We start from the raw sequence: 19059 nt of genomic DNA on the forward strand, positions 1-19059 counted from the left end.
TCCAAATGCTCCCCCCCGTAGTGGATCTTGTTAAAGATCCCAAAACCCGTAGCAGATCTTGTCAAAGATCCCCTCTCATCCCCCACAATCCGCATCGCCAATGCAATCCCCAGAACCACAACAATCCGACCTCTTCACCGCAAACTTCGTTCGCTGGGGGATGTTCTGCGTCGGGGTGGCCTTGATTGCAGGTTCACTTCTACTCAAGTGGCAGCCAGCACTTCTGCCGCGCGGCACGGACGGAGCCATTGACATCTCTGCACGAGTCGGGCTCATTTGCTTAGCTTCCTGGCTCGCATGGCCTGTATTAGAAGTCATTCGCAAAGCACCGGGCGGAATACTGCTGGTAGCCGGCATCATGTTCACAGGGATCATGTTTGTTGTCCGCAAACAAACGATCTACATCCTCGGCCCTTATATGCTGATCGCGATTATTGCAGCCTTCTTCGTAGGCTGGCTGAGAAAAGGAAAGGGATAAGCCTTCCACGTCTGGTTTGCCAGCTAGCGAATCGCCTTGCGAAGCGCATCAAGCATAGGGCGGCGCGAAGGACGCGATTCGCGGGAGTTTTCGCTATTCTCCGCGTTTTCCCATTGCTCAGCCGTTGTCTGCTCAGCCCGCCGCTGGCGACGCTCTCGGATTTGCTGAACCAACGCTGCGGCGGCATCGATCGCCTCGTCGGCTCTTCCTTCGGCAACTCCCCCGAGGGCACTCACGACCCCACTTACCACAGGTGCCTCGGATTGTAATTGTCCAGACATGAGAGCCAGCACAAGCCCCGACTCTTTGCGAAAAACCGTCCAGTCGAGTTCAGGTTCGTCGAGCGTTCCGCGAATAGGCAACGTTAACTGCGGAACCCCCAGCTCCCTGACCTTTTCTCGTCGCGCGAGCTGCTCAACTGGCACAGGAACCTTAACGAGTAAATCGATATCCTTGTTGACCAACCCCACCGACCCCTGGGAACTGATCTGTAGCCGTTGATCAACCTTGGGCAGACCTGCCTCTAAACCTGAGTGGGAAATGGTTTGATCACGCAAGGCAATCTCCACCTCGGAACCATCCACAAAGACCAATTCCGCCGGGATCTCCTGGTTTCTCAGGGCAGACAAGAATCCAATAGCGTCAATGATCAGCGGTTCGGTTGGGCCGGTTCGAACTTCGTGCATGACCAAAATCGCAGAACCTGTGCTATCGATAGGTCGATCCAAAGGCACCGTGATCTGTCCACAAGACAACGAAACTCGCCCATCGAACCAGGCGGATTTTGCCAACAGAGGAACCGCGTGCCCCAACCCAAGCCGCACCAGCGCCTGCGTAAGCTGAGTCTCGTTCAAAATTGTGGTTGGTTTGATCTCAAGAATTGGTTCTTGACCGATAGAACGATAGGAAAAATAAGCGTTAAAGGGAGGCACAACAACTAGCGGATCAGGACTCCCCTCACTCGTAACCTGTATTGTCGCATCAATTAAGGACACCTCAATGTCAAAGGGGCTACTCTCCGATCTGGTTGGTTCGTTCGAGGATTCAGTAGAGCGTTTTAGGGCACGAACGATTCGTTCTAGATTGGTTTCGTTCTCAAGCAAATCAATATCAATGACCGGCGAATGAATTGAGACCTTTCCCAATCTACGCCCGTTCCAAAGATAAGCGACCAACCCACGATCCGTCTTTATCGTATCGATTGCTATTAAGGGAGCCTTGGTCCCGTTGTCAGCTCCCTCTTGTCCCGATTCGGAAAGGGTAATCGAATGGATCTCGATCGGGCGAAACCACGAAAGCTTCATGCTCCCCACGTTGAGAGCAAACCGATCTTTAGCAAACGACTCAATGAATGGGCCGTAAAACCATGATTTACTCACGATGAGGGGCGCTGCTAATAACAGCCCTAGAATCGCAGCAGTCAAAAGGACTAGACGAGCAGCCAGTCGTTTCGGATTAAACTTTGCCATAAGCCAGCCGCCCTCCCAAAAACGCGTCGCTAGAACCGATGCCCAAGCCTAGGGCCGCCATCGCACTGGGTCAAGATCTCGGGGCCATCCTCGCGCATAAGAACGGAATGCTCAAACTGGGCAGACAGCTTGCCATCGCGAGTCGTTACGGTCCAATTGTCGCGGGTATCGAGCTTTGTTAGCCTCGTTCCGACGTTGATCATCGGTTCGACGGTGAAGCACATGCCAGGCAAGATGCGATCTTGGCGACTTTTGCGATCGGGAAAGTGAGGAACGTTTGGATACTGGTGGAAACGGCGACCGAGTCCGTGTCCGACATACTCTTTGACCACCGAGAATCCGTACCTCGCTGCCTCGGCGACAACAGCGTCTCCGATGACGCTTACCGTGCACCCTGGCTCCAGAGCCGCAATCGCGGCGTGCATAGCGTCAAAAGCGCACTGCGTCACTGCTCGAGCCTCTTCGGAGACCCCACCAACGAGAAATGTTTCCGACTGGTCTGCGTGCCAACCGTCAACGATTGAGGTGATATCGACGTTGATGATATCGCCATCTCGCAAGGCGTAGTCACCTGGTATGCCATGGCAGATCACATCATTCACGCTGGTGCAGCAGCTTTTGGTGTAACCGAGGTATCCGAGTGTGGCCGGTTGATGTTTGTGTCTGACCGTGTAGTCGTATACAAGGCGATCGATTTCGCCGGTTGTAATTCCGGCAACGATTTGTGGCCGCAAGTAATCCATAAGCTGGGCGTTGAAGCGACCGGCGCGTCTCATGCTGTCGCGCTGGGATTCGGTGAGTTGGAGTTTGCGGAGGTTTTGGAGCATTGCCGGAATAAGTTTTGGTTTTAGAAGCTCAATTCTTAGCTATTTAGTGAACCAGTGTACAGTTAGGAGAGTCTAGACACAACGAACGAAGCGGGAAGTAGGAACTTTGGGTCATTTTCTTCAAAGTGGCCTAGCGAACGAATTGGTAGTGGTGTAAATATTTGCGAACAGTTGGCGGGGAACGAAAGTTTCCGGCTAGCGGATCGGGGTGTAGCGCAGTCTGGCTAGCGCATCTGGTTTGGGACCAGAGGGTCGTAGGTTCGAATCCTATCACCCCGACTTCTGAAAACCCTGCAATTTCCTCGGGATTGTGGGGTTTTTTCGCGTTTTTTGCGGTCCGGCGAGTTTTCGCCACAAGGGGGCGAAAGACACGAGGGGACATAAAACGCCCCTGAAGGCATCCCAACTGCAGCGCATTTGCAGCGCGTACCCCGCCAACCGACGGCAGAGGCTCGTCAGGCGGCTGGTCCTTCCCATCCTCTCCCACTCCATTGGAACCGTCGCCATTACCCTCCTCCTTGCCGGGTTTTGTCCGGGGCTTCTTGCTATTCGGTGTAGGCAGTGCCCGGACCGCTACCGCCTGATCATCTAGCCCAATGTGGGTGTATCGCAAAGTCGTCTTAATATCCGAGTGCCGGGCAAGTTCTTTCGCCTCCGGCAAAGAGGCACCATTGCGGAGTAACTCCGTAATATACGTGTGCCTTCCACTTGCATGGAAATCGGCGTAACCCTCTTCCGTTTCATAAGGGATCCCTGCCAACTCCAGGTCGTGTTTAATCATGATCCAGGTTTTGCGGGCTCCTAGCTTGGGAAACAAGGATTCTTTTGGCTTTAGATCGGGCAACCATCCTCGAAGAATACTTTCCAACTCAGGATGAATCGGAAGAGTGTCCTCCCGACGGTGCTTTGAGCAGGCAGCCGCCACTTTGAGAGTAAAGGGTTCGTGGGTGAGATTGAAGCTCTCCTTGGTTAGGCTCCCGAGTTCTGAACGGCGTAATCCTGTGAAGTAGGCAAAGAGATAGAGCTTACTGCGAAGCTCCCCGGAGTAGTGCTGTACCCTCTTCTTACTGATCTTCGCCGATTGCACCAACGAGCCGAGTTCTTCCGATGTCAGAGCACGTCGTTTCCGACGAACATCTACTTCGACGTTTAGCGGTTTGAGTGCTGCGATCGGGTTCCGGGAAAGCCGATTGTTGTCGCAACACCAATTACAGAACGTATTGAATGAGGAGAGATAGTGGTTATAGGTCTTTCTACCGAATTTGGGTCCCCTGAGGAGAATGTCCAAGCTTGATTTTACTTTCTCAGGGGTAATCTCAGAAAGTGTCCCGATGCCAACCAGATCCTTGATTCGCGTAACCTGCGAAATGATGTTGTGCTTGTAGCGAGGGGTATTGTGGACGATGGCAGCTCGGAACGCATCGATATGGGTTTGTATCGGTGCCCTTTCATGCTCCACGATTCTCTCTGATGCCGCATCAACGAGACCGTTGCGACGCAAACGGACATCACTTTCGAGCTTTGCAGCAAGCTGCTCGGAAAGATTCTTGTCCGTAAATCCCTTTACCGTCCGTCGTTGTCCATTTTCATCGACGTATTGGATGACGTAGGGAACACCCTTTTTGTTACTTCTTTTGAATACCGAGGCCATGAGGAGGATTCTCCGAGCGAAGGAATAAGGAATTATTGGATCTTAACGAGGTGTAGGTTTTCGATCATCTGGTACTTTTGACATTCACTAAGTTTTTTTGCTGTTCTCATTACAGCCTTGGTCGATCCATTCCTGAATCGTCCGTTTCTTCCAACGAACGGAACGACCGATCTTTAACGGCTCTGAGAGGTCCCCCCGCGAGATCAATCGGCGGACCGAACGAACGCTAAGCCTAAGGAGAGATGCGACCTCTTGAATGGTGATGAGTTGGGAGTCTTCATTTTGAATTCTGGGTTCATTGGACATGGTTGGCTCCGTTGAGAAAGTAGTGTAAGTGGAGGATTACGTTCCGTCGTTGAACATACCGGCAAGGGGATCTATTGAGAGGTCCGGAAGCTTAAGTGGCGGATTGGACTCAATCGATTTAGCGAACCCTTTCAATTCGAACGGTTGCTCAAGGTCGACTCCAAAGTACCGGGCTCTGTCAGCAGTCCATGGAGTAAGGATCTGTTGTTTGGCGGGACGTGCGACGTAATGCGGGACATCGTCACGGATTGGAATCAACGCATGATCGAAAAGCTTGGTTCCATCAAGATGCGTTTTGAAGCATCCGTATCGGGGTGACATGACATAGCCAGTGATTCCATTCTCTTTGTTAGCCATGGGAATATTCATCAGCTTACTTGGAAGGATATTTTTGCGAATCTGTTCGCTGTAACTCGTTGTCGAAGTGGGTTTCTCACCTGAAGTGTAACTGTATGAGACCTGCATTTTTCGTAGGTCTCCTAGCAACCGAGAAAGATATTCGGCGGTCGTTACACACTCCGTCCTACCAATGAATCGAGTCCCAATTTGTCCTAAAAGGTCATCGGTAAGCTCTGGTCCGTAGAGCTTAGGATTGCGTAACCCCGCGATGCTTTGGGTCGCTAAGCACAGCTTTGCTCCTTTCGAGCGTCCCTTTTTAGCTAACGAAATCAGGATTTCATGTTTACCCGCTTCCGAGAGTTCGTCGAGGAAGAACCAGGTCGAGTCGGTAAAAGTCTCCGGCAGGTTGAGGACTTCGATCGCGGCGAATTTGAAGATGGCCTGATTGATATTGTCGATGGATGCTCTTGAAATTTCGGAGTTCCCGAGGATCACTACTTTTCTACTTCGGACCCAGTCTCTGATGGAAAGCGACGTTACGGCGTTCTCCCAACAGGCAGCAATATGGCTGTAGTACAGCGTGGAGACGGCGAAGGAGGCTAGCAGATTGGATACGAGTCGTTCGTCACGAAAATACAAACCGATACCTACCCTCGTCTCCGGGTGCCTATCGAGTATCTGACAAAGGTGGGATATGTTTTGAAGTGGTCGCAGCAAGTCTCCAAAGGTGAACTCGAGTCCGCTAAGGTAATAACTTAGACCAAGCAAATAGGTACAGTGAACCGTAGCCAGTCGAAAGAAAGGATTCGAGTCGGCGACTTGCGGATAGATGGTGGAGCAGAATTCCAATAACCGGGCTGGTTCATTTAAGTCACTGCAGAGGTCCCATGCTACTCCTCGGTCATCAAACGGATTTAGAGTTACGATAGAATCGATGGGAAGAAAGGATGCCAAAATGGGGTAAGCATCCTGTTTTGCATCGTACACGAACGCTCGACAGTTCTCGTTTCCCATGTTGGATAGAGCGGACTGCATAAGCAATCTAAGAATCGTAGTCTTGCCGCTGCCGGTGGTTCCAATGGCAATGAAATGGTTCGATGCATCCTGATGTGGCAGCATCAAATTGGCCCATTGAATCCGTTTCCCTTTTGGCACGTTCTTATACCGTGGTCGACGGGAGAAATCCCCCAGAACAGAACCCAATATTGCATTTACAAATCTTTGCATGCTGAACATTCCCTACAGAAATGAGATAGGTGCGACGAAATAACAAGACGTTTCGCTATCGTGATCGAAGAGAACTGGAGTTGGGGATGTGGTCGTCATCGGAGTAGACTTGGCGTCCATCCTCGGAATCAAATCTGGAGCCGTCACGGTTGAGGTATTTATGCACGGAATAGGCCCCTACTCCCCCATACACCAAGAAGATGTAGATTGACCCAAGGATCGGCATCGCAAAACCAAAGTTCAGAACCAACGCTGGGATCGATAAGAGAAATAACCCAAAGATAATGATGAGGGGGATCAAGATAAGTGTCTTAACTAGCAAGACACCGAACTCGATAAAGCTCATCAGAAAATCAAAGGTTCTGTCGTAGTCGTTCTTTAAGTCATCGTCGAACATGATAGGGAATCCTAAAGAGAATGAGACATTTGAGATTGTGGACTGGCTTGTTGTTGCGTTGGATGGAACTCATGGGCAAGGCTCTTGCTGTTGCTACGTCGCATGGCACGAGCAATATTGGTCAACTCATTCCCGGCACTAAACGTGTCGATGAATAGCGTTGTTGACTCACTGCCACGGGTCATCTGGGTGTAAGCCATGTTGTTATCCGTCATGCCTCCCCCCAAAAGAACGTAGGAGTGTGCTGTCGTTTGGCCCTGCATCTTGTGCGTTGTTGCCGCATAGCCGAGTGTGATATCACCCGCTTTCATTCGCTTTGCCGAGACCAAAACCACCCGTTGAAGTCCGTCCTTCTGGCTATCCAACAACACCTTCATAGTGCCATGTTCGGGGTGAACGGTTAGCACCGTTCCACGATGACCGTTTTGAACCCCTTGGGTTTTATCAGCCTTGTTAAAGAGGACTCGATCTCGGGCGTAGAACTTACCGTCACCATTAGAGAGGTGCTTTCCTGAATAAATGGTCCCCTCCTCTGTCCGACGCGTTTGACAGAGCTGATTGAGGTACGCGGCTTCCTGTCGGGTTTGCGTGAAGATGCTGTGTCTTTCCGGAAACAAAGCTCCCCCAGATCTCGCCCACCTTTTAACCAATTCCCTGGCGGCTTGTGGTCTCGTGTCGGTAATCTTGAGACGTCCGCGTTCAAGATAGCTCTTCAATGCGGCTTCAGTATCTCCCATTCTAAGATCCTTCACTGCTTGCCGATCCTCCTCTGTTTTCTGGCGTCGATTGTCTTCAAGCACTGCGGCTCTTCTGGTTCCTAATAGGTACTTAAACGGGCCGCCTGCCCCGATTGCTTGGAGCTGTTTATCGTCCCCGACTAGAATCAGCGTCGCCTTGGCTCGGCGTACCGCTTGAGTGAGAGTTTGTAGTCCTCGCAAGTCGACCATCGAGGCTTCATCGACAATCAAGACGCTCTTTGCATGAAAAGGATTAGTTGGTTTCTTGGTGTGTCCCTGGAACGAACGACCAGTGATCTGATAAAGGAGACTTGCAACCGTCCGGCTCTTTATTCCCGCATCAGACTCCAAAGTCTCTTTTGCTAAGCCGGAAGTTGAGGTTCCCATAACCTCATAGCCGCTCTTCTCGAAGGCTTGGCGAACGGCATCCAAGGTGTAAGTCTTCCCGGCTCCGGCAACCCCGCGTAAGAGTCTTAAAGAGGATTGGGCTTGGGTGAGTTCTTGAACCGCTTTAGCCTGCTCCGCACTTATGGAGGGTCGGGCTGTAAGTACCTCTTTAAGAGTAGCATCTGAAACCATTGCCCCGCCTCGCTTATCCAATCGGTCGATGTCTTGGAGCAAACGCTCCTCCTGACGCCAAACGCCCTTGGTCGTGAAGACCCGTTCTGCATTTTCATTAGCAAGGCGAATGACCGATTTGCTGTTTAAGAGCTTTCTATCCAGTTTTCGTGTAAGGGCATTTACGGATATCCCGCAGTCCTGCATCTCCTCTGCGACACCACGGAGTAAATCCTTGTAAGCAAAATGAGTTTTTTCCCGCTCGAGTGATTTAACTGTATCGCGGAACGCCTGGGTGAATCGTCTCGAGAGGTCCTTTGCGGTTATAGGCTGGGACTCGTAGAGTGTAGATTGATGAGAGAATCCGTACGCTTTGGCTTCTCGGTTCCACCGCTCACGAAGGATGTCTAAGGGTGGGAGTCGTTCCTTAGATTGGCGAGTTGCCGTGTTGGCACTAGCTCTATATTGTGGGCTCGCCGAGTCTCGAGAGAGACCCCTGGGAATTAGAAAATCGTCGATCTCATTCTTCCTTGATGACCACAGATTGAGTAGATCTGCGGGTACTCCAGGAAGCTTGAACCAACTCGCTTTTTGCCCCGGCTTATTCTCTGCCGGTATCAATTCAAGCTTGAGTTCCGTTCGTAGTCTACGAGCCAGGCTTGCACGAAACATGGGGCCAAGGGTCCGCGTAAAATCGAATATCTTCTGCGTGTGGATGTGGGAACACTTGCCATTCTGATCGAATACGAGATTCGGAATGACGCAGTGCCAATGAAGGTTCGGATCCCCATTTCGGTTTGTTTCGTGCTTAAAGATTGCCGCTAGGAAGTCTCCACGTTCTTGGATATGTCCTCCCTTGCCTTTTCGAACCAGAGTAAGGTTGGATTGCACCCATGAGAGGGTTTCCTTGATCGATTCCTCTGCACAACGCTCTATCTTTAGCTTTACCTCCGGAGGGCTTACTGCCCATGTTGCTGAGACCGATTTCTCGACTGAGAACGTTAGGTCTACCGCAGGAACCCTATCTCGGTGCTGCTTTGCAAGGGGGCGTTGCGTGTGCGGATTGACGCCAGACAGGATAGGCTGGAATTCCTCCTTCGTGATAAATTCGGAAAGCCCGAGTCGTTTACTCGGGCCTCCCCACCATGTGCCAAGCTCTTTACCTTCCCCAAGATGGTACTCCGAGAGGTAGTAGGCACCGTCTCCACCGGATGGTAGTGCAGTTATCGTAGCAGTCATTTTGATTCTCCGAGCTTGTCGAGAAATTCCGTGCGGACGAAATCAGCAGCTTGTTCACGGGACAATTTTCCGGACGCAACCAGTACGGCATTTAATAGGTAGGCAAGGCACTTTGAGAACTTTTTGACAGGGGATATTTCTGCAACAAGTCGATTCTCTAGGCACTGAAGGTGGCCATAGAGTTCCTCGTTTTCTGAGGATATCAGAGCCGATGTAACCAACGCACGACAAAGCTCCCCTCGCGAGAGGCGAGAGGTTTTACAACGTTCGTCGAGCACTTCTAGGATCTCTTGCTGGAGACGGAAGGAGACGGATTGTGAGGCTTTTCCCATCGATATTCGTCTACAAAGTGTAGACACTCCTAAGTCACGTATTGGTAGGGGGTTATGTGTACTTTGGTCAGGGCTTGTGCACCTTGGGTGCAACGGTGTGTCAATAGTTTGAAAGATTCGAGTTATCTTTCACTTTTACGGGTTAAAAAGGTACGTCCTCAGGCTCAAGATAGAGCGGCTCGACCTCATGCAGGCTGCTAGGGTCGGGCGGCTGTCGTACCAGAAGCACGGAACGAAAAAGCAGCTGGTCGTCTTGCTTGGCTTGGGCTGCTATCTGATTCACGTCTGACGCATCAAGTAACATCCCAAGCCATAGAAAGCGGATGTCGTCGGCGGTAAGTTTTGGGTTCTGTCGCGTGAAGTGCTGCAAGGCTTGCCCTCTGGCCATGCAATCACGGTTTGCGAGTAAACGCCCAACGGTTCCCGTGCAGGTCTGACGCATTACAAAGCGGTAATTTTTTTGATTGTTCATTTGTTTCCTTTATCCTTTCAAGCCACCCAGCCCGAAGGGCTGGGCCTAATTTGTTACGCCAGGTTATGCATCACGGTGAGTACAGGCTCCCCAAAGTCACCGCGTCCACAAACTAGCTTTAGCGGTACGATGGTTAATGCGTCGCAGTCAGTCACAAAGTCAAAGCAGATTACCGGCTCTGAGATTGCTGCTCGTGCCAGCCCCGCGACTTGAGAGGCGAGATCTAACGCTCGTTCTCTCTCCTCGGAAAGGCCACAATCATCCATCGATGCAATACACTCGTCATAGACCTCTGGCGTTATCGCTAGCGGATATCGCAAGCCTACTTCTCGTGCTGTTGTCGTAATGTCGACCAAGAGCCCATCATCTAAGGCTTGTTGTCGTGAGCTCTCAAAGAAGTCCTCAAAGTCGAAATAAGATTCGTTAAAGTCCATCATCTAAAGCCCCTCTATTTCCGAAGACGTTTCAATCTCTTGACCGTGCGTGAGAGACTTCCCCCTTAAAAACTCCTCAGCACTACGAACTGCCGATGAGACTAGGGCTAGGTCACCCAGTCCGCTAAACGATGATGATTCTTTCCATTCCTCGCCGTCTCGAAAACGCCGGGTGATAACGATGTTGAACCAAATTTGTCCCTTGGTTTGGTTCTCCCATATCACTAGGCGAATATGATTGAACTTCTGTTCAAAAACGGGCCTGGTTGGTTCTTTCTGCTTTGCCATTTTTTGGTTTCCTTTTGTCTAGTTTTTCTTTGTCTTTGGTTGAATCCTCCGAACTGGTAACAACCTTTGCACTATGTGCTTGGGTGTGATTTATGGGGGAGGCTCCCTCCCCCATAACGTTGAAATGGATTTGCGACATTTATGTCGCAAATCAGGGGGCTGTTGATGTCAGCCGGATTTCCCGTTGGTTGTAGAACGATGGCGTAAACTCACGGACGTCCCTCCCGGGGGCAAAAATCTGCATGCGGTAACGGGGGGTAGTGTGAAGAGTTGCGAACTCCTGAAGTCGTGAGCCGATAACAGATGGCTGGTCAGCCTCCAGGACATATCCCCCGGTCTTACCGGTCAGCTCATTCAAGATCGCCATATCGACTGAGTCGTCACGAATGGCAAGAACGTTTATCTGAACGTTATTCTTGTTGCTCTTCGTTATGATGGTGGAGAGTCTGGCTGGGAGCTTTGGGTCAACTCCATCTGTACAGAGCAGGACAAAGCGCTTGCCTGGTCTTTTCATCAGCTCATCAACAGAAACCTCTAATCCGAGAGCCAGTTCGGTAATGCCATAAGCCTTGGCACTTTGAATGGCGGCTCGATGCACATTGGCATCGTTGGAGAAGGGTGTAAGCTGAATCACTTGCGAAGCGAAGCTAATCACTTTCAACGCACCCCGACCGCCAATTGCATCAACGAAACGTGCCGTGCCCAGCTTTAGCTGTTCCATACGGGGGCCGTCCATCGAGCTTGAGCAATCGATTAGCAATACGATCGAGCTCTCTTGGGTATAACCGCTAATCTCGGATACTGAGAAATGGGGCCACGTTCGTCCCTGCGAATCGTGTAGAGCAAAATCGACGGCTTCTAAATTCGGAACGTTCTTTCCTTGGTTGTCTTGAACTTCAAACTCGATACAATCCACTGAGGTGCCTGCGTCTAGAACGTTTAAGACGCAAAGTGAAGGATCTAGCGATGAAGACGGTAACGTTTCGATTCGGCTTCGCCATTCTGAACCAATGGGGTTCTCATCTGGAAGGTATTGGCAGGCCCAAGAAAGTACGCCTCGAACTTCATTGGAGTTGTGAGGCAATAGTTCACAATATCGACTGACGACCTGCTCGAACTCACCTTGAAAAGAAGCTCGCTCATCGACAACACTCGGGATCGTCGCCAAAGGATGCGACTGCTCCTCTTCGAGATGGAGTTGTCGGATCGCTGAAGCACCCAAATCATGGTTTAGCAATGGACTTGGAATAACTTGATAGCGTTGCATGGCCTGCAGGCTTTCTGGCGTATTGCTTGCAAGTACCTTGACAACGGATTGCTCATACATTCGAGTTAGAAGGAATGAACTGAGCAAAAGAAAACATAGCGTCCCCAAAAGAGTACACGTTATAAGGCTCACTCGGCTTTCTGAACGTACTTGGGGAATGTCTTCAATAACAAAGGGCTTGTCGTAACGAAACTGGATTGTCATTGGTCAGGCTTTCAGGTTGTGGTGGAAGGAACAGGTTCAGATGGGATCTTGTGCAGGACTGAGATAACGGAGTTTTCTGAGTCCTTAAGAAGTTTGCCGAGATACCCAGGCAGACACTCCTCGAGAGATTTTGGACAGCAAATATTGATTCGTACGACATTCGCACCGACGCTGCAGCTATCAGTAAAGAACACGAGCCAGTCGGGGCGCATCTTCGTAATTTCGTCCTGCAACGATTGGGCGAGAGGAGCACTCATTCTCGGGAACACGAGCATGGTGTGTTCTGGCGTCCGCTTAATCCCAGCGACCCATGCTCCAGGAGTAAACGCCTCCCCAACAACGACGGCCGCAACATGATGCGTATCAGCGGTGCTTACATTGAGAATGTATTTGAGCCCCTCTTCTGTGACAGACGTTGCCTTCAATGCCAAGAGGGTTGCTTGCGTTGACTTACCGGCTGGAAGCATCGCTAGCAGGTCACTATAAACAGTATTCGTCGGCTCAAAATAGACTAGTCCTTGTAGGGCGAAATCGTTGAGAGGCAGTTTGTGCTGCTCCAACATTTGAAGGACAGACTCCGGTAAGGAGCGTTGCCGCTGTAAAAGTTCGGAGGCAATCTTGATGCACTTACCCGCCTCTGAAATCAGAGCCGAAAGCTCGTGACGTTTATCAGCAAGTTCGCGTAACACTGCCGAAAAGTTTTTAAGTTTCTGAACCTTTTTTCTCTGTCCCCCACGGAATCGTGGCCTCCTGGCTTTTAGCTTTCGTACGCTTCGGGCATGCTTTGAAATCATCTTCTGGATCCTGGCATCTTGCCGTAGAAGTTCACTACGCTCGGTTGTAAGCTTATCTCTGATCGTTTGCACAGTAATCAAAGCGTCGATGGTATCGTCGAGCGACTTCGCTGGAGCAGTGAAGTAATCAGGAAGCTTATCACACTGAAATCGTCGTCCTCGGATATCAGAAATCTCAAGAACGTAGTTGATCCGACATCCCGGTTCTTGAACGGCCGCGAGGTATTGATCGACGCTCAGGGTTTCGTGTTTGGCCGTTAGTTCATAAATATCAATGCGACAAAGTTCGGACCGAACCGGTATGGCATCGACGTAGCGAATCAAATGCGGTGCGGATACCACCTTCTTCAGCGACGTTTGAATGTTGTCGGAATAGCCCCTAGCGATTTCATTGACAATGGAGTCGCTTGGGATGGCCCTAAAGAACTCCGCATTGGTTTGCAAGACGTTGCCAAGGGGATGACTGTTCGCAAAGTTTGGCCCAACAATCAGGAACCAGTTCTGGACGTCTGTCGATAACCAAGCTTGTGCCTCCTGGAGCGCGAACCTCTTGCGGGCAAGGCTATCCTTTCCGGTAGGCGGCAGCGTAATGAGCCGAACATTGACGACTCGCTTCCCCTTTGGGGCCTGATTTGTTCTCTGGGCGAGCTCGATGAGCTTACGGGTTGAATTAACATAGTTTAGGTCACAAGCAGACCCGAGACCAGTAAACGTCATCGAATCCACCAAGTGAAAATTAGCCTCCAAGGGTATATCGAGCGCAGACATGTCATCGAGTATCCCATCAGCCGCCACAGTACAAATCCCGGCATTAACGCCCCCAGCTCCACTTCCGAAAATCGCAAGTTTCAAAGGGGGAATCAAACCATTATTCTGTATGGTGTACTCCACACGCAGTTGGTTTAAAAGCTCGTCGAATACCCTATCTTTAACTAGCCGGAACCCCGCAATCCGACCCAGCCCACTCACCTGTCCCATACCATTCTCGGAAAGGCAGTTACCGATCTTCCCATGGATGGGTGAATCATCTGCAACATACCCTTCCATGAGGCTTTTTGAGGTATGGTTGCCCCCTATCTCAACAGGATGCGCGTTCAAACAATAACGCAGCATCTCCATTGATTTACGAAGTTCTTTTGGAACGTCGATTGCGACCGTGCTGGCTGGCCTGAGTGCAATACTGATGGGTAGCATGTCATTTCCGAGCCCACCGCCTAATAGGTAGACATAATCTTTTCGATTCGAGATTACCCGGCTGGAGCTCAAAGTTAAGTCAGGGTTGTATGATAAATAATTCATGAGTTCGATTTGAAGTTAGAAGGTTCGAGTAAAGACATGAAAAAGGTCGGTTTTGAATGAAACACTAAAGTCAAGAAAACGTTCGTTTGGGCCGACGTAAACGATCATTAAGGGGAGCTTGATGGTATGCTCGGGCAGATTAGGTCCACTTACCTTGATCGGCGCGGCGGTAAATGCTCGGGGAAACTGCTTAAGCTTCAACGCGTAGCTCGCGTTGGTGCAGGCAGGTAGGAGTATTAACCCCTCCAGAACGTTTCCCTTTGTGAACTCATGCAACAGACGATCAGCCCATTGGCCATGATTGATTTTTCTTAGTCCAGGATTTATCCACATTCGACCGTGCCACCTATTCTCAGCGGCTAGTCCATCCACCGGTGCATAAATGCGTTCCGTAGCCGCAAATGGGTCGTTGGTACCAATGGCACAGGGATCCACATCAACGATTCTCAGGAGGTCTAAAACACTGTCGACGATCGGCTTGGGTGTAACCCATCCATTTGGGCATGGACGTGGCTGATCGCTCCCGATTTTAGTAGGTTCTTCGAGCTCAATACGGGATAGCTTTTTGACGAGATCGTAGGCCTGCGTGAGTGGTAGGTGCTTAAGCACTTCCTCGTCCGTCAAGCCCTCGTACTCAGGATGGTTTTTCCTCAAGAGGGTGATTAGTGCAGACGCTGACTTCGCAACGGATACATATCGCTCGACGGTCCTCAGACTTACATTGTTTGGCCGACAAAATTGTTCAAGGATCATCTTTTGAAACGTACCATGAGGCAACATTGCCTTGAGGGTCATTACAGAATTACCGATCAGAATCCCAATAAACGTTCCACCAACAGCAATCCGAAGAAGCTCTCGTTGGTTGGTGTTCATATCCTCAAGTAGGGCGTCTGTCGTTTTTTTCCTCTTAAATTTTTGATTACTGGACTTCGAAACGGACGGGGTAAGGGATGTCGAAAGTGGGGGATCATCTGGTTCCATCGTGTACTCCATGAGTTAGGGGAAGGATAAATGAAGAGCCTTCCGAGAACGTTCGGCTCTTCGAAAGGTAGAGTGCCATTTGGCACTCTACCGCGCAGAAATAGAGTGGCGTTCGAATTAGGATGTAACGTCGAGGAGCTCTCTTCGCATAGCTTCGATACCGGCGTTCACTTTCAAGCGGTAATAGCTCGCTGAACGATGCTCACCGGTAATTGCCTCGATTTGCTCAGGTAGTTGCTTATAGGAACACCCCATGACCATCTTCATAAGCAAGGTGAGCGCCGTATCCTTCTCCAAGTTAAACAAGGTGATTAAGGAGTCTTGTAATTCGCATGATTCGCTCGGAATTTCGTCGTATTGAACCTGCACTCCTGAGACATGTTCTTTAAGTGCAGCTCGATACTTTCGGTGCATTTTATTGATTTTGATGCACAGCCTTCGAGCGGTTGAGTATCCATACGTGAACGGGGATCTGATGCTAGCTATTTTAGATTCTAGTAACACAAAAGTGTCTTGCTCCACGTCCTCAACGCTAAACCATGGATTGCGATCGAGGTAGCGTCGGGAAGCTTTGGCTGCGCCTAGCCGCAGTTGTGCGACCTTTATCATGTCGTACTTCATCATTTAGACCTTTCTCTGATTAGAAATGGAAATAGTGAATTAGCTCGCGTACTTTCAACGCGAATTGGGGGGGCAAGAAAATCGCAGTCAATCGTCCTGAATCGCACAGCACGGATTCTGGCAGGTCTGGCAATTGCCAATTAAGGCTGGGGTGAGTCTCGCAATACTTTTCCAATTCGAGGCCGCCCCCCACCCTCCGACGAATCGCCCCATCACTACACAAGAGATCAAACTCTTGCCCTTCAATGAGTCCGAACCTGTTCAAGGACTTCAGCAGCTCGGAAAAGATTGCCTCTTTCGAAAACGCATTCAGTTCCTCTTGTGTTTTTTGGTTCATGGACAACCGCCTTCATCGTTAGGTGAGAATTGCAGATCAGCGGCACTTGGCCCCCGCTGACTCTATAGGGGAATATTTTCGGGGAACTGCTTCATCGCATTGCAGTTCGGAACTGTCTCCAAGATGATTTCACCAATGAATTGCTTGGTGAAATCGCAAGAAATTTTGTTTCGGGATTTTTTGAAGGGAAGCCAGTTCGCACATCTTCCCCGTCGAAGGGCTTGCACTACAATTCGGGTCTACACAACCAGCCCCCCGCTAACCTCAACGGGTAAACAACTATGGGTATCACCAACCACATTCATCAAGCTGCCAAATCTCGGCATGAATACGACGAAGCGTTTTTAAGGATTGTGAATGAGATCCAAGCGGAAGTACGCCGCTACGTGGCGTCGAATTATCCGAAGGGAATGAACGGCCTACCATCAGTCACCGATTTCGTTCAGCAGACCTTCGACAAACTTCAACAGAACATGAGCGAGGATCGAGAAGCTTTCCTGGGCATGACTACGGATGAATTTATGGTCACCATTCGACGAATAGCCCATAGCCGTATTCGCGATGCCAAGAAGTCGAAATCAACAAAGCTGCATACGACCGGAGATGTCCCGTTGCAACATGCGCATTCCAACGGCAAATCCCCTGAAGCGCAAGTGTCCGATAGAGATTTAGCGGTTCTTATCTTAAGTTTGCTACTATCCGAGCAAGACCCAATGGAGGGCCTGGTGTCCGTACTCGGACTTGGTATGAATTTTTCACTTCGGGACATTGAAGAGACGCTCAGACGCAGCAATGACGGTGCCCCCGTATTTTCCGACTCCAAAATTTCACGAATTCTAAATCGTGCTCGAGAGCGAGTGCGGAAAAAGCTAAAGGAACTTGGTGAGGGTGTTGTTGGGCCATATTTTGAGGAGTAGGTTCATTTATCTCGTTCATACCTCTATCACTCCTGAAAGCGTTGCCTGTGGATTACTCCGATTTCCTCGATTGTCTCGAGTATGCAATCCGATCAGACAGCTCAATCGATGTTGTACGTTTTACGACTGAGGCCGTGCCTGTCGAGTTCCGTTGGGAAGCGTTAGCTCAAGCGATCGAGGTCGGATTCCAGGTTAAGGACTACGACTACGACTGGCTCTCTCAACAACTTGACTCCCTCAACCTGACGGCACCAAAAGACTGGATAATCTCGACCATCCAGTCCATCCATAATACGGCAACACAATTTGAGCGTCCGTTCCTCGGAAGCAGAATTGTGATTCCCGGTATCCAGCTCGCTGAAATGGAGCTTCGCCACAAATCGGAACGATTTGTTCTTGGCGAAGTTTTCGGCAACTACAGAATTCTGGATAGAATTGGTCTAGGTGGGGCTCTAGTCGTATATCGAGGGATACAGTTAACTTCGGGAAAATCAGTAAGTATTCGAGTGCCTCGTTTTTTTTCTGAGCGGAACGACGCATTTCTTCAAAATCTCCGCCGAGAGTTTAGGCTTCTCCAGGAACTCGCATCGCAGAACCTGCCGGGAGTGCAACGTCAGATGGAGTGGTTTGAGCATGAGCACGTTCCAATTTCGGTATGCGAGTTTGTTGAAGGATCAACCCTGACAAGTATCAACGCACGATTGAATGACCCACGAAAGATCTTAGAGATCGTCGAACAGACAGCAGAGGTAGTGGGCCGTGTCCATGAATATGGGCATATTCACGGCGACATCAAACCAGATAATCTGATACTATCAGATAGAGGCATTCTCACACTCATTGATTTTAATGTCTCCTTGCCCCTCGATCCGACAATCGACCGCTCGCCCCCGTACAGTGGAACTTTGTCAGCCATGGGACTCGACTCAATCGCGGGGTCTGAAGCGGAAATCGATGTTCGGCGGGATGTCTACGCCATCGGGGCACTTCTCTACGAGCTAGTGGAGAAAAAGCCGCTGATTCAGGAGAACACAAGAGAGGATGCCTTCGTTGCTCTAGCCCTTCTTCCATTAAAGAAGGATTCTTTGTTCTCACAGGGGACTTCTCCTGCGATACGTTCCATTGTTGAAATTGCGATCGCTCGCGATGTGAACAATCGCTTTGAAAACTGCTTTGATTTAGCCAATGCTTGTCGTAAAGCAATCTCACACCTGAATGGCGAGATTAAGCCGAAAAGAAACCAGGTCTTTCTTCTTTTCCGCATCGGTCGTTCCATGGGCGAGATTTCGAGAAGGGTCGAGATTCTACTACCCTTATCAGAGAAGATCGCGGTGCAGGAAACCGTCAGGGGAATCGATAGGATGCATCAGTTTGAAATACTTGGATTTTCTTCCATCAGTGAGGAACGACGAAACATTCTGCTCTTGTCTGAACAAGCCTCCGTAACGATTCTAGATCCTGATGCAAGCGATTTTTTTGGGGCCGTCGTCATTCGCATCTCAAGAGCAACAAAAAAGTTTTTAGACGATGTTGTTGAGCGCCTTAAACAATTGCAAGTGTGGCTGACCGATACTAAGAGACACCTTCGTGAGTTTCTAGAAGGACAGCCGATTTATTGTGGCGTGTGGGAACTTGGGTTCTTGGTTGGTCGGGATCGTGAAACGGTTACATTCAGTTCTTCATTTCGTCAACTTATGGATGAATGCGAATTGGGTGAACTATGCACCCTGACCAAACATTCCCTAACGGATCAGCGTATTCCTGATATCTCCGCACGCATGCAGTATTGCGAGGGACAAGTACGAGTCTGGCTCGAGAATGCAGTTAGATAAAACGGGTGGAGTCAATAATCGCGATTAGGTACCATACGATTCAAATAGAGAAT

The 19059-nt window shown here is 50.0% G+C and carries 18 protein-coding genes, 1 tRNA gene and 1 pseudogene; 4 read left to right on the top strand and 16 right to left on the bottom strand.

Annotation, left to right across the window (positions count from 1 at the left end):
• The first annotated feature begins 100 nt into the window (after positions 1 to 100).
• Entirely contained in the window at positions 101 to 478 is a 378-nt protein-coding gene (locus tag SH449x_RS00730) for a hypothetical protein (RefSeq protein ID WP_482379403.1), read from the top strand.
• A 23-nt stretch (positions 479 to 501) separates the two neighbouring features.
• On the opposite strand, the gene SH449x_RS00735 is transcribed toward SH449x_RS00730, so the two are convergent.
• Positions 502 to 1947 (bottom strand): hypothetical protein, encoded by a 1446-nt coding sequence (locus SH449x_RS00735; protein ID WP_482379404.1) that lies wholly within the window; start codon positions 1945 to 1947, stop codon positions 502 to 504.
• Positions 1948 to 1976: 29 nt separating this feature from the next.
• A complete protein-coding gene (gene map / locus SH449x_RS00740; RefSeq protein WP_482379405.1) occupies positions 1977 to 2774 on the bottom strand; it encodes a type I methionyl aminopeptidase in 798 nt (265 codons plus the stop codon).
• Positions 2775 to 2978: 204 nt separating this feature from the next.
• On the opposite strand from map, the gene SH449x_RS00745 reads away from it, so the two are divergent.
• Positions 2979 to 3053 (top strand) — tRNA-Pro (locus SH449x_RS00745).
• Positions 3054 to 3381: 328 nt separating this feature from the next.
• Here SH449x_RS00745 and SH449x_RS00750 read toward each other — a convergent pair.
• From SH449x_RS00750 to SH449x_RS00815, 14 genes and pseudogenes are all read right to left on the bottom strand, one after another.
• Positions 3382 to 4425 (bottom strand): annotated as a pseudogene (locus SH449x_RS00750) (tyrosine-type recombinase/integrase); the annotation flags it as partial.
• 87 nt (positions 4426 to 4512) lie between these two features.
• Entirely contained in the window at positions 4513 to 4731 is a 219-nt protein-coding gene (locus SH449x_RS00755) for a helix-turn-helix transcriptional regulator (RefSeq protein WP_482379406.1), read from the bottom strand.
• A 36-nt stretch (positions 4732 to 4767) separates the two neighbouring features.
• Positions 4768 to 6297 (bottom strand): type IV secretion system DNA-binding domain-containing protein, encoded by a 1530-nt coding sequence (locus SH449x_RS00760; protein ID WP_482379407.1) that lies wholly within the window; start codon positions 6295 to 6297, stop codon positions 4768 to 4770.
• A gap of 55 nt (positions 6298 to 6352) precedes the next feature.
• The gene (locus SH449x_RS00765; protein WP_482379408.1) at positions 6353 to 6694 is read right to left on the bottom strand and encodes a hypothetical protein; all 342 of its coding nucleotides are present in this window, start codon (positions 6692 to 6694) and stop codon (positions 6353 to 6355) included.
• A gap of 11 nt (positions 6695 to 6705) precedes the next feature.
• Positions 6706 to 9228 (bottom strand): MobF family relaxase, encoded by a 2523-nt coding sequence (gene mobF / locus SH449x_RS00770; RefSeq protein WP_482379409.1) that lies wholly within the window; start codon positions 9226 to 9228, stop codon positions 6706 to 6708.
• Positions 9225 to 9560: a ribbon-helix-helix protein, CopG family gene (locus SH449x_RS00775; protein WP_482379410.1), complete on the bottom strand. Its 336-nt coding sequence runs from the start codon at positions 9558 to 9560 to the stop codon at positions 9225 to 9227. The genes mobF and SH449x_RS00775 overlap by 4 nt, the downstream gene beginning before the upstream one ends.
• Before the next feature lie 142 nt (positions 9561 to 9702).
• Positions 9703 to 10032, bottom strand: a complete 330-nt coding sequence (locus tag SH449x_RS00780) for a hypothetical protein (RefSeq protein WP_482379411.1) — start codon at positions 10030 to 10032, stop codon at positions 9703 to 9705.
• Between the two features lie 53 nt (positions 10033 to 10085).
• Complete coding sequence (locus SH449x_RS00785; protein WP_482379412.1) at positions 10086 to 10469, bottom strand: hypothetical protein; 384 nt, start codon at positions 10467 to 10469, stop codon at positions 10086 to 10088.
• Positions 10470 to 10754, bottom strand: coding sequence for a hypothetical protein (locus SH449x_RS00790; protein ID WP_482379413.1), 285 nt, complete (start codon positions 10752 to 10754; stop codon positions 10470 to 10472).
• A 151-nt stretch (positions 10755 to 10905) separates the two neighbouring features.
• Positions 10906 to 12225, bottom strand: a complete 1320-nt coding sequence (locus SH449x_RS00795; RefSeq protein ID WP_482379414.1) for a vWA domain-containing protein — start codon at positions 12223 to 12225, stop codon at positions 10906 to 10908.
• 11 nt (positions 12226 to 12236) lie between these two features.
• Entirely contained in the window at positions 12237 to 14318 is a 2082-nt protein-coding gene (locus tag SH449x_RS00800) for a hypothetical protein (RefSeq protein WP_482379415.1), read from the bottom strand.
• Between the two features lie 15 nt (positions 14319 to 14333).
• Complete coding sequence (locus SH449x_RS00805) at positions 14334 to 15191, bottom strand: hypothetical protein (RefSeq protein WP_482379416.1); 858 nt, start codon at positions 15189 to 15191, stop codon at positions 14334 to 14336.
• 225 nt (positions 15192 to 15416) lie between these two features.
• Positions 15417 to 15923, bottom strand: a complete 507-nt coding sequence (locus SH449x_RS00810) for an RNA polymerase sigma factor (RefSeq protein WP_482379417.1) — start codon at positions 15921 to 15923, stop codon at positions 15417 to 15419.
• Positions 15924 to 15939: 16 nt separating this feature from the next.
• On the bottom strand, positions 15940 to 16257 hold the full coding sequence (locus SH449x_RS00815) for a hypothetical protein (protein ID WP_482379418.1): 318 nt from the start codon (positions 16255 to 16257) through the stop codon (positions 15940 to 15942).
• Positions 16258 to 16538: 281 nt separating this feature from the next.
• Here SH449x_RS00815 and SH449x_RS00820 point away from each other — a divergent pair, with 281 nt between their 5' ends.
• Positions 16539 to 17174: a hypothetical protein gene (locus SH449x_RS00820; protein ID WP_482379419.1), complete on the top strand. Its 636-nt coding sequence runs from the start codon at positions 16539 to 16541 to the stop codon at positions 17172 to 17174.
• 47 nt (positions 17175 to 17221) lie between these two features.
• Complete coding sequence (locus SH449x_RS00825; protein ID WP_482379420.1) at positions 17222 to 19006, top strand: serine/threonine protein kinase; 1785 nt, start codon at positions 17222 to 17224, stop codon at positions 19004 to 19006.
• The last annotated feature ends 53 nt before the right edge of the window (positions 19007 to 19059 follow it).

It is taken from the genome of Brakhagea baltica, from assembly GCF_052161605.1.
In the GTDB taxonomy this organism is placed as follows: domain Bacteria; phylum Planctomycetota; class Planctomycetia; order Pirellulales; family Pirellulaceae; genus JBKCUI01.

Bases quoted from the DNA above. Each gene is read 5' to 3' on its own strand.
- SH449x_RS00815 (WP_482379418.1), bottom strand. From the start codon at position 16,257: ATGAACCAAAAAACACAAGAGGAACTGAATGCGTTTTCGAAAGAGGCA.
- SH449x_RS00795 (WP_482379414.1), bottom strand. From the start codon at position 12,225: ATGACAATCCAGTTTCGTTACGACAAGCCCTTTGTTATTGAAGACATT.
- SH449x_RS00765 (WP_482379408.1), bottom strand. From the start codon at position 6,694: ATGTTCGACGATGACTTAAAGAACGACTACGACAGAACCTTTGATTTT.
- SH449x_RS00780 (WP_482379411.1), bottom strand. From the start codon at position 10,032: ATGAACAATCAAAAAAATTACCGCTTTGTAATGCGTCAGACCTGCACG.
- SH449x_RS00820 (WP_482379419.1), top strand. From the start codon at position 16,539: ATGGGTATCACCAACCACATTCATCAAGCTGCCAAATCTCGGCATGAA.
- SH449x_RS00800 (WP_482379415.1), bottom strand. From the start codon at position 14,318: ATGAATTATTTATCATACAACCCTGACTTAACTTTGAGCTCCAGCCGG.
- map (WP_482379405.1), bottom strand. From the start codon at position 2,774: ATGCTCCAAAACCTCCGCAAACTCCAACTCACCGAATCCCAGCGCGAC.
- SH449x_RS00810 (WP_482379417.1), bottom strand. From the start codon at position 15,923: ATGATGAAGTACGACATGATAAAGGTCGCACAACTGCGGCTAGGCGCA.
- SH449x_RS00785 (WP_482379412.1), bottom strand. From the start codon at position 10,469: ATGATGGACTTTAACGAATCTTATTTCGACTTTGAGGACTTCTTTGAG.
- SH449x_RS00790 (WP_482379413.1), bottom strand. From the start codon at position 10,754: ATGGCAAAGCAGAAAGAACCAACCAGGCCCGTTTTTGAACAGAAGTTC.
- SH449x_RS00805 (WP_482379416.1), bottom strand. From the start codon at position 15,191: ATGAACACCAACCAACGAGAGCTTCTTCGGATTGCTGTTGGTGGAACG.
- SH449x_RS00735 (WP_482379404.1), bottom strand. From the start codon at position 1,947: ATGGCAAAGTTTAATCCGAAACGACTGGCTGCTCGTCTAGTCCTTTTG.
- SH449x_RS00760 (WP_482379407.1), bottom strand. From the start codon at position 6,297: ATGCAAAGATTTGTAAATGCAATATTGGGTTCTGTTCTGGGGGATTTC.
- mobF (WP_482379409.1), bottom strand. From the start codon at position 9,228: ATGACTGCTACGATAACTGCACTACCATCCGGTGGAGACGGTGCCTAC.
- SH449x_RS00730 (WP_482379403.1), top strand. From the start codon at position 101: ATGCAATCCCCAGAACCACAACAATCCGACCTCTTCACCGCAAACTTC.
- SH449x_RS00755 (WP_482379406.1), bottom strand. From the start codon at position 4,731: ATGTCCAATGAACCCAGAATTCAAAATGAAGACTCCCAACTCATCACC.
- SH449x_RS00775 (WP_482379410.1), bottom strand. From the start codon at position 9,560: ATGGGAAAAGCCTCACAATCCGTCTCCTTCCGTCTCCAGCAAGAGATC.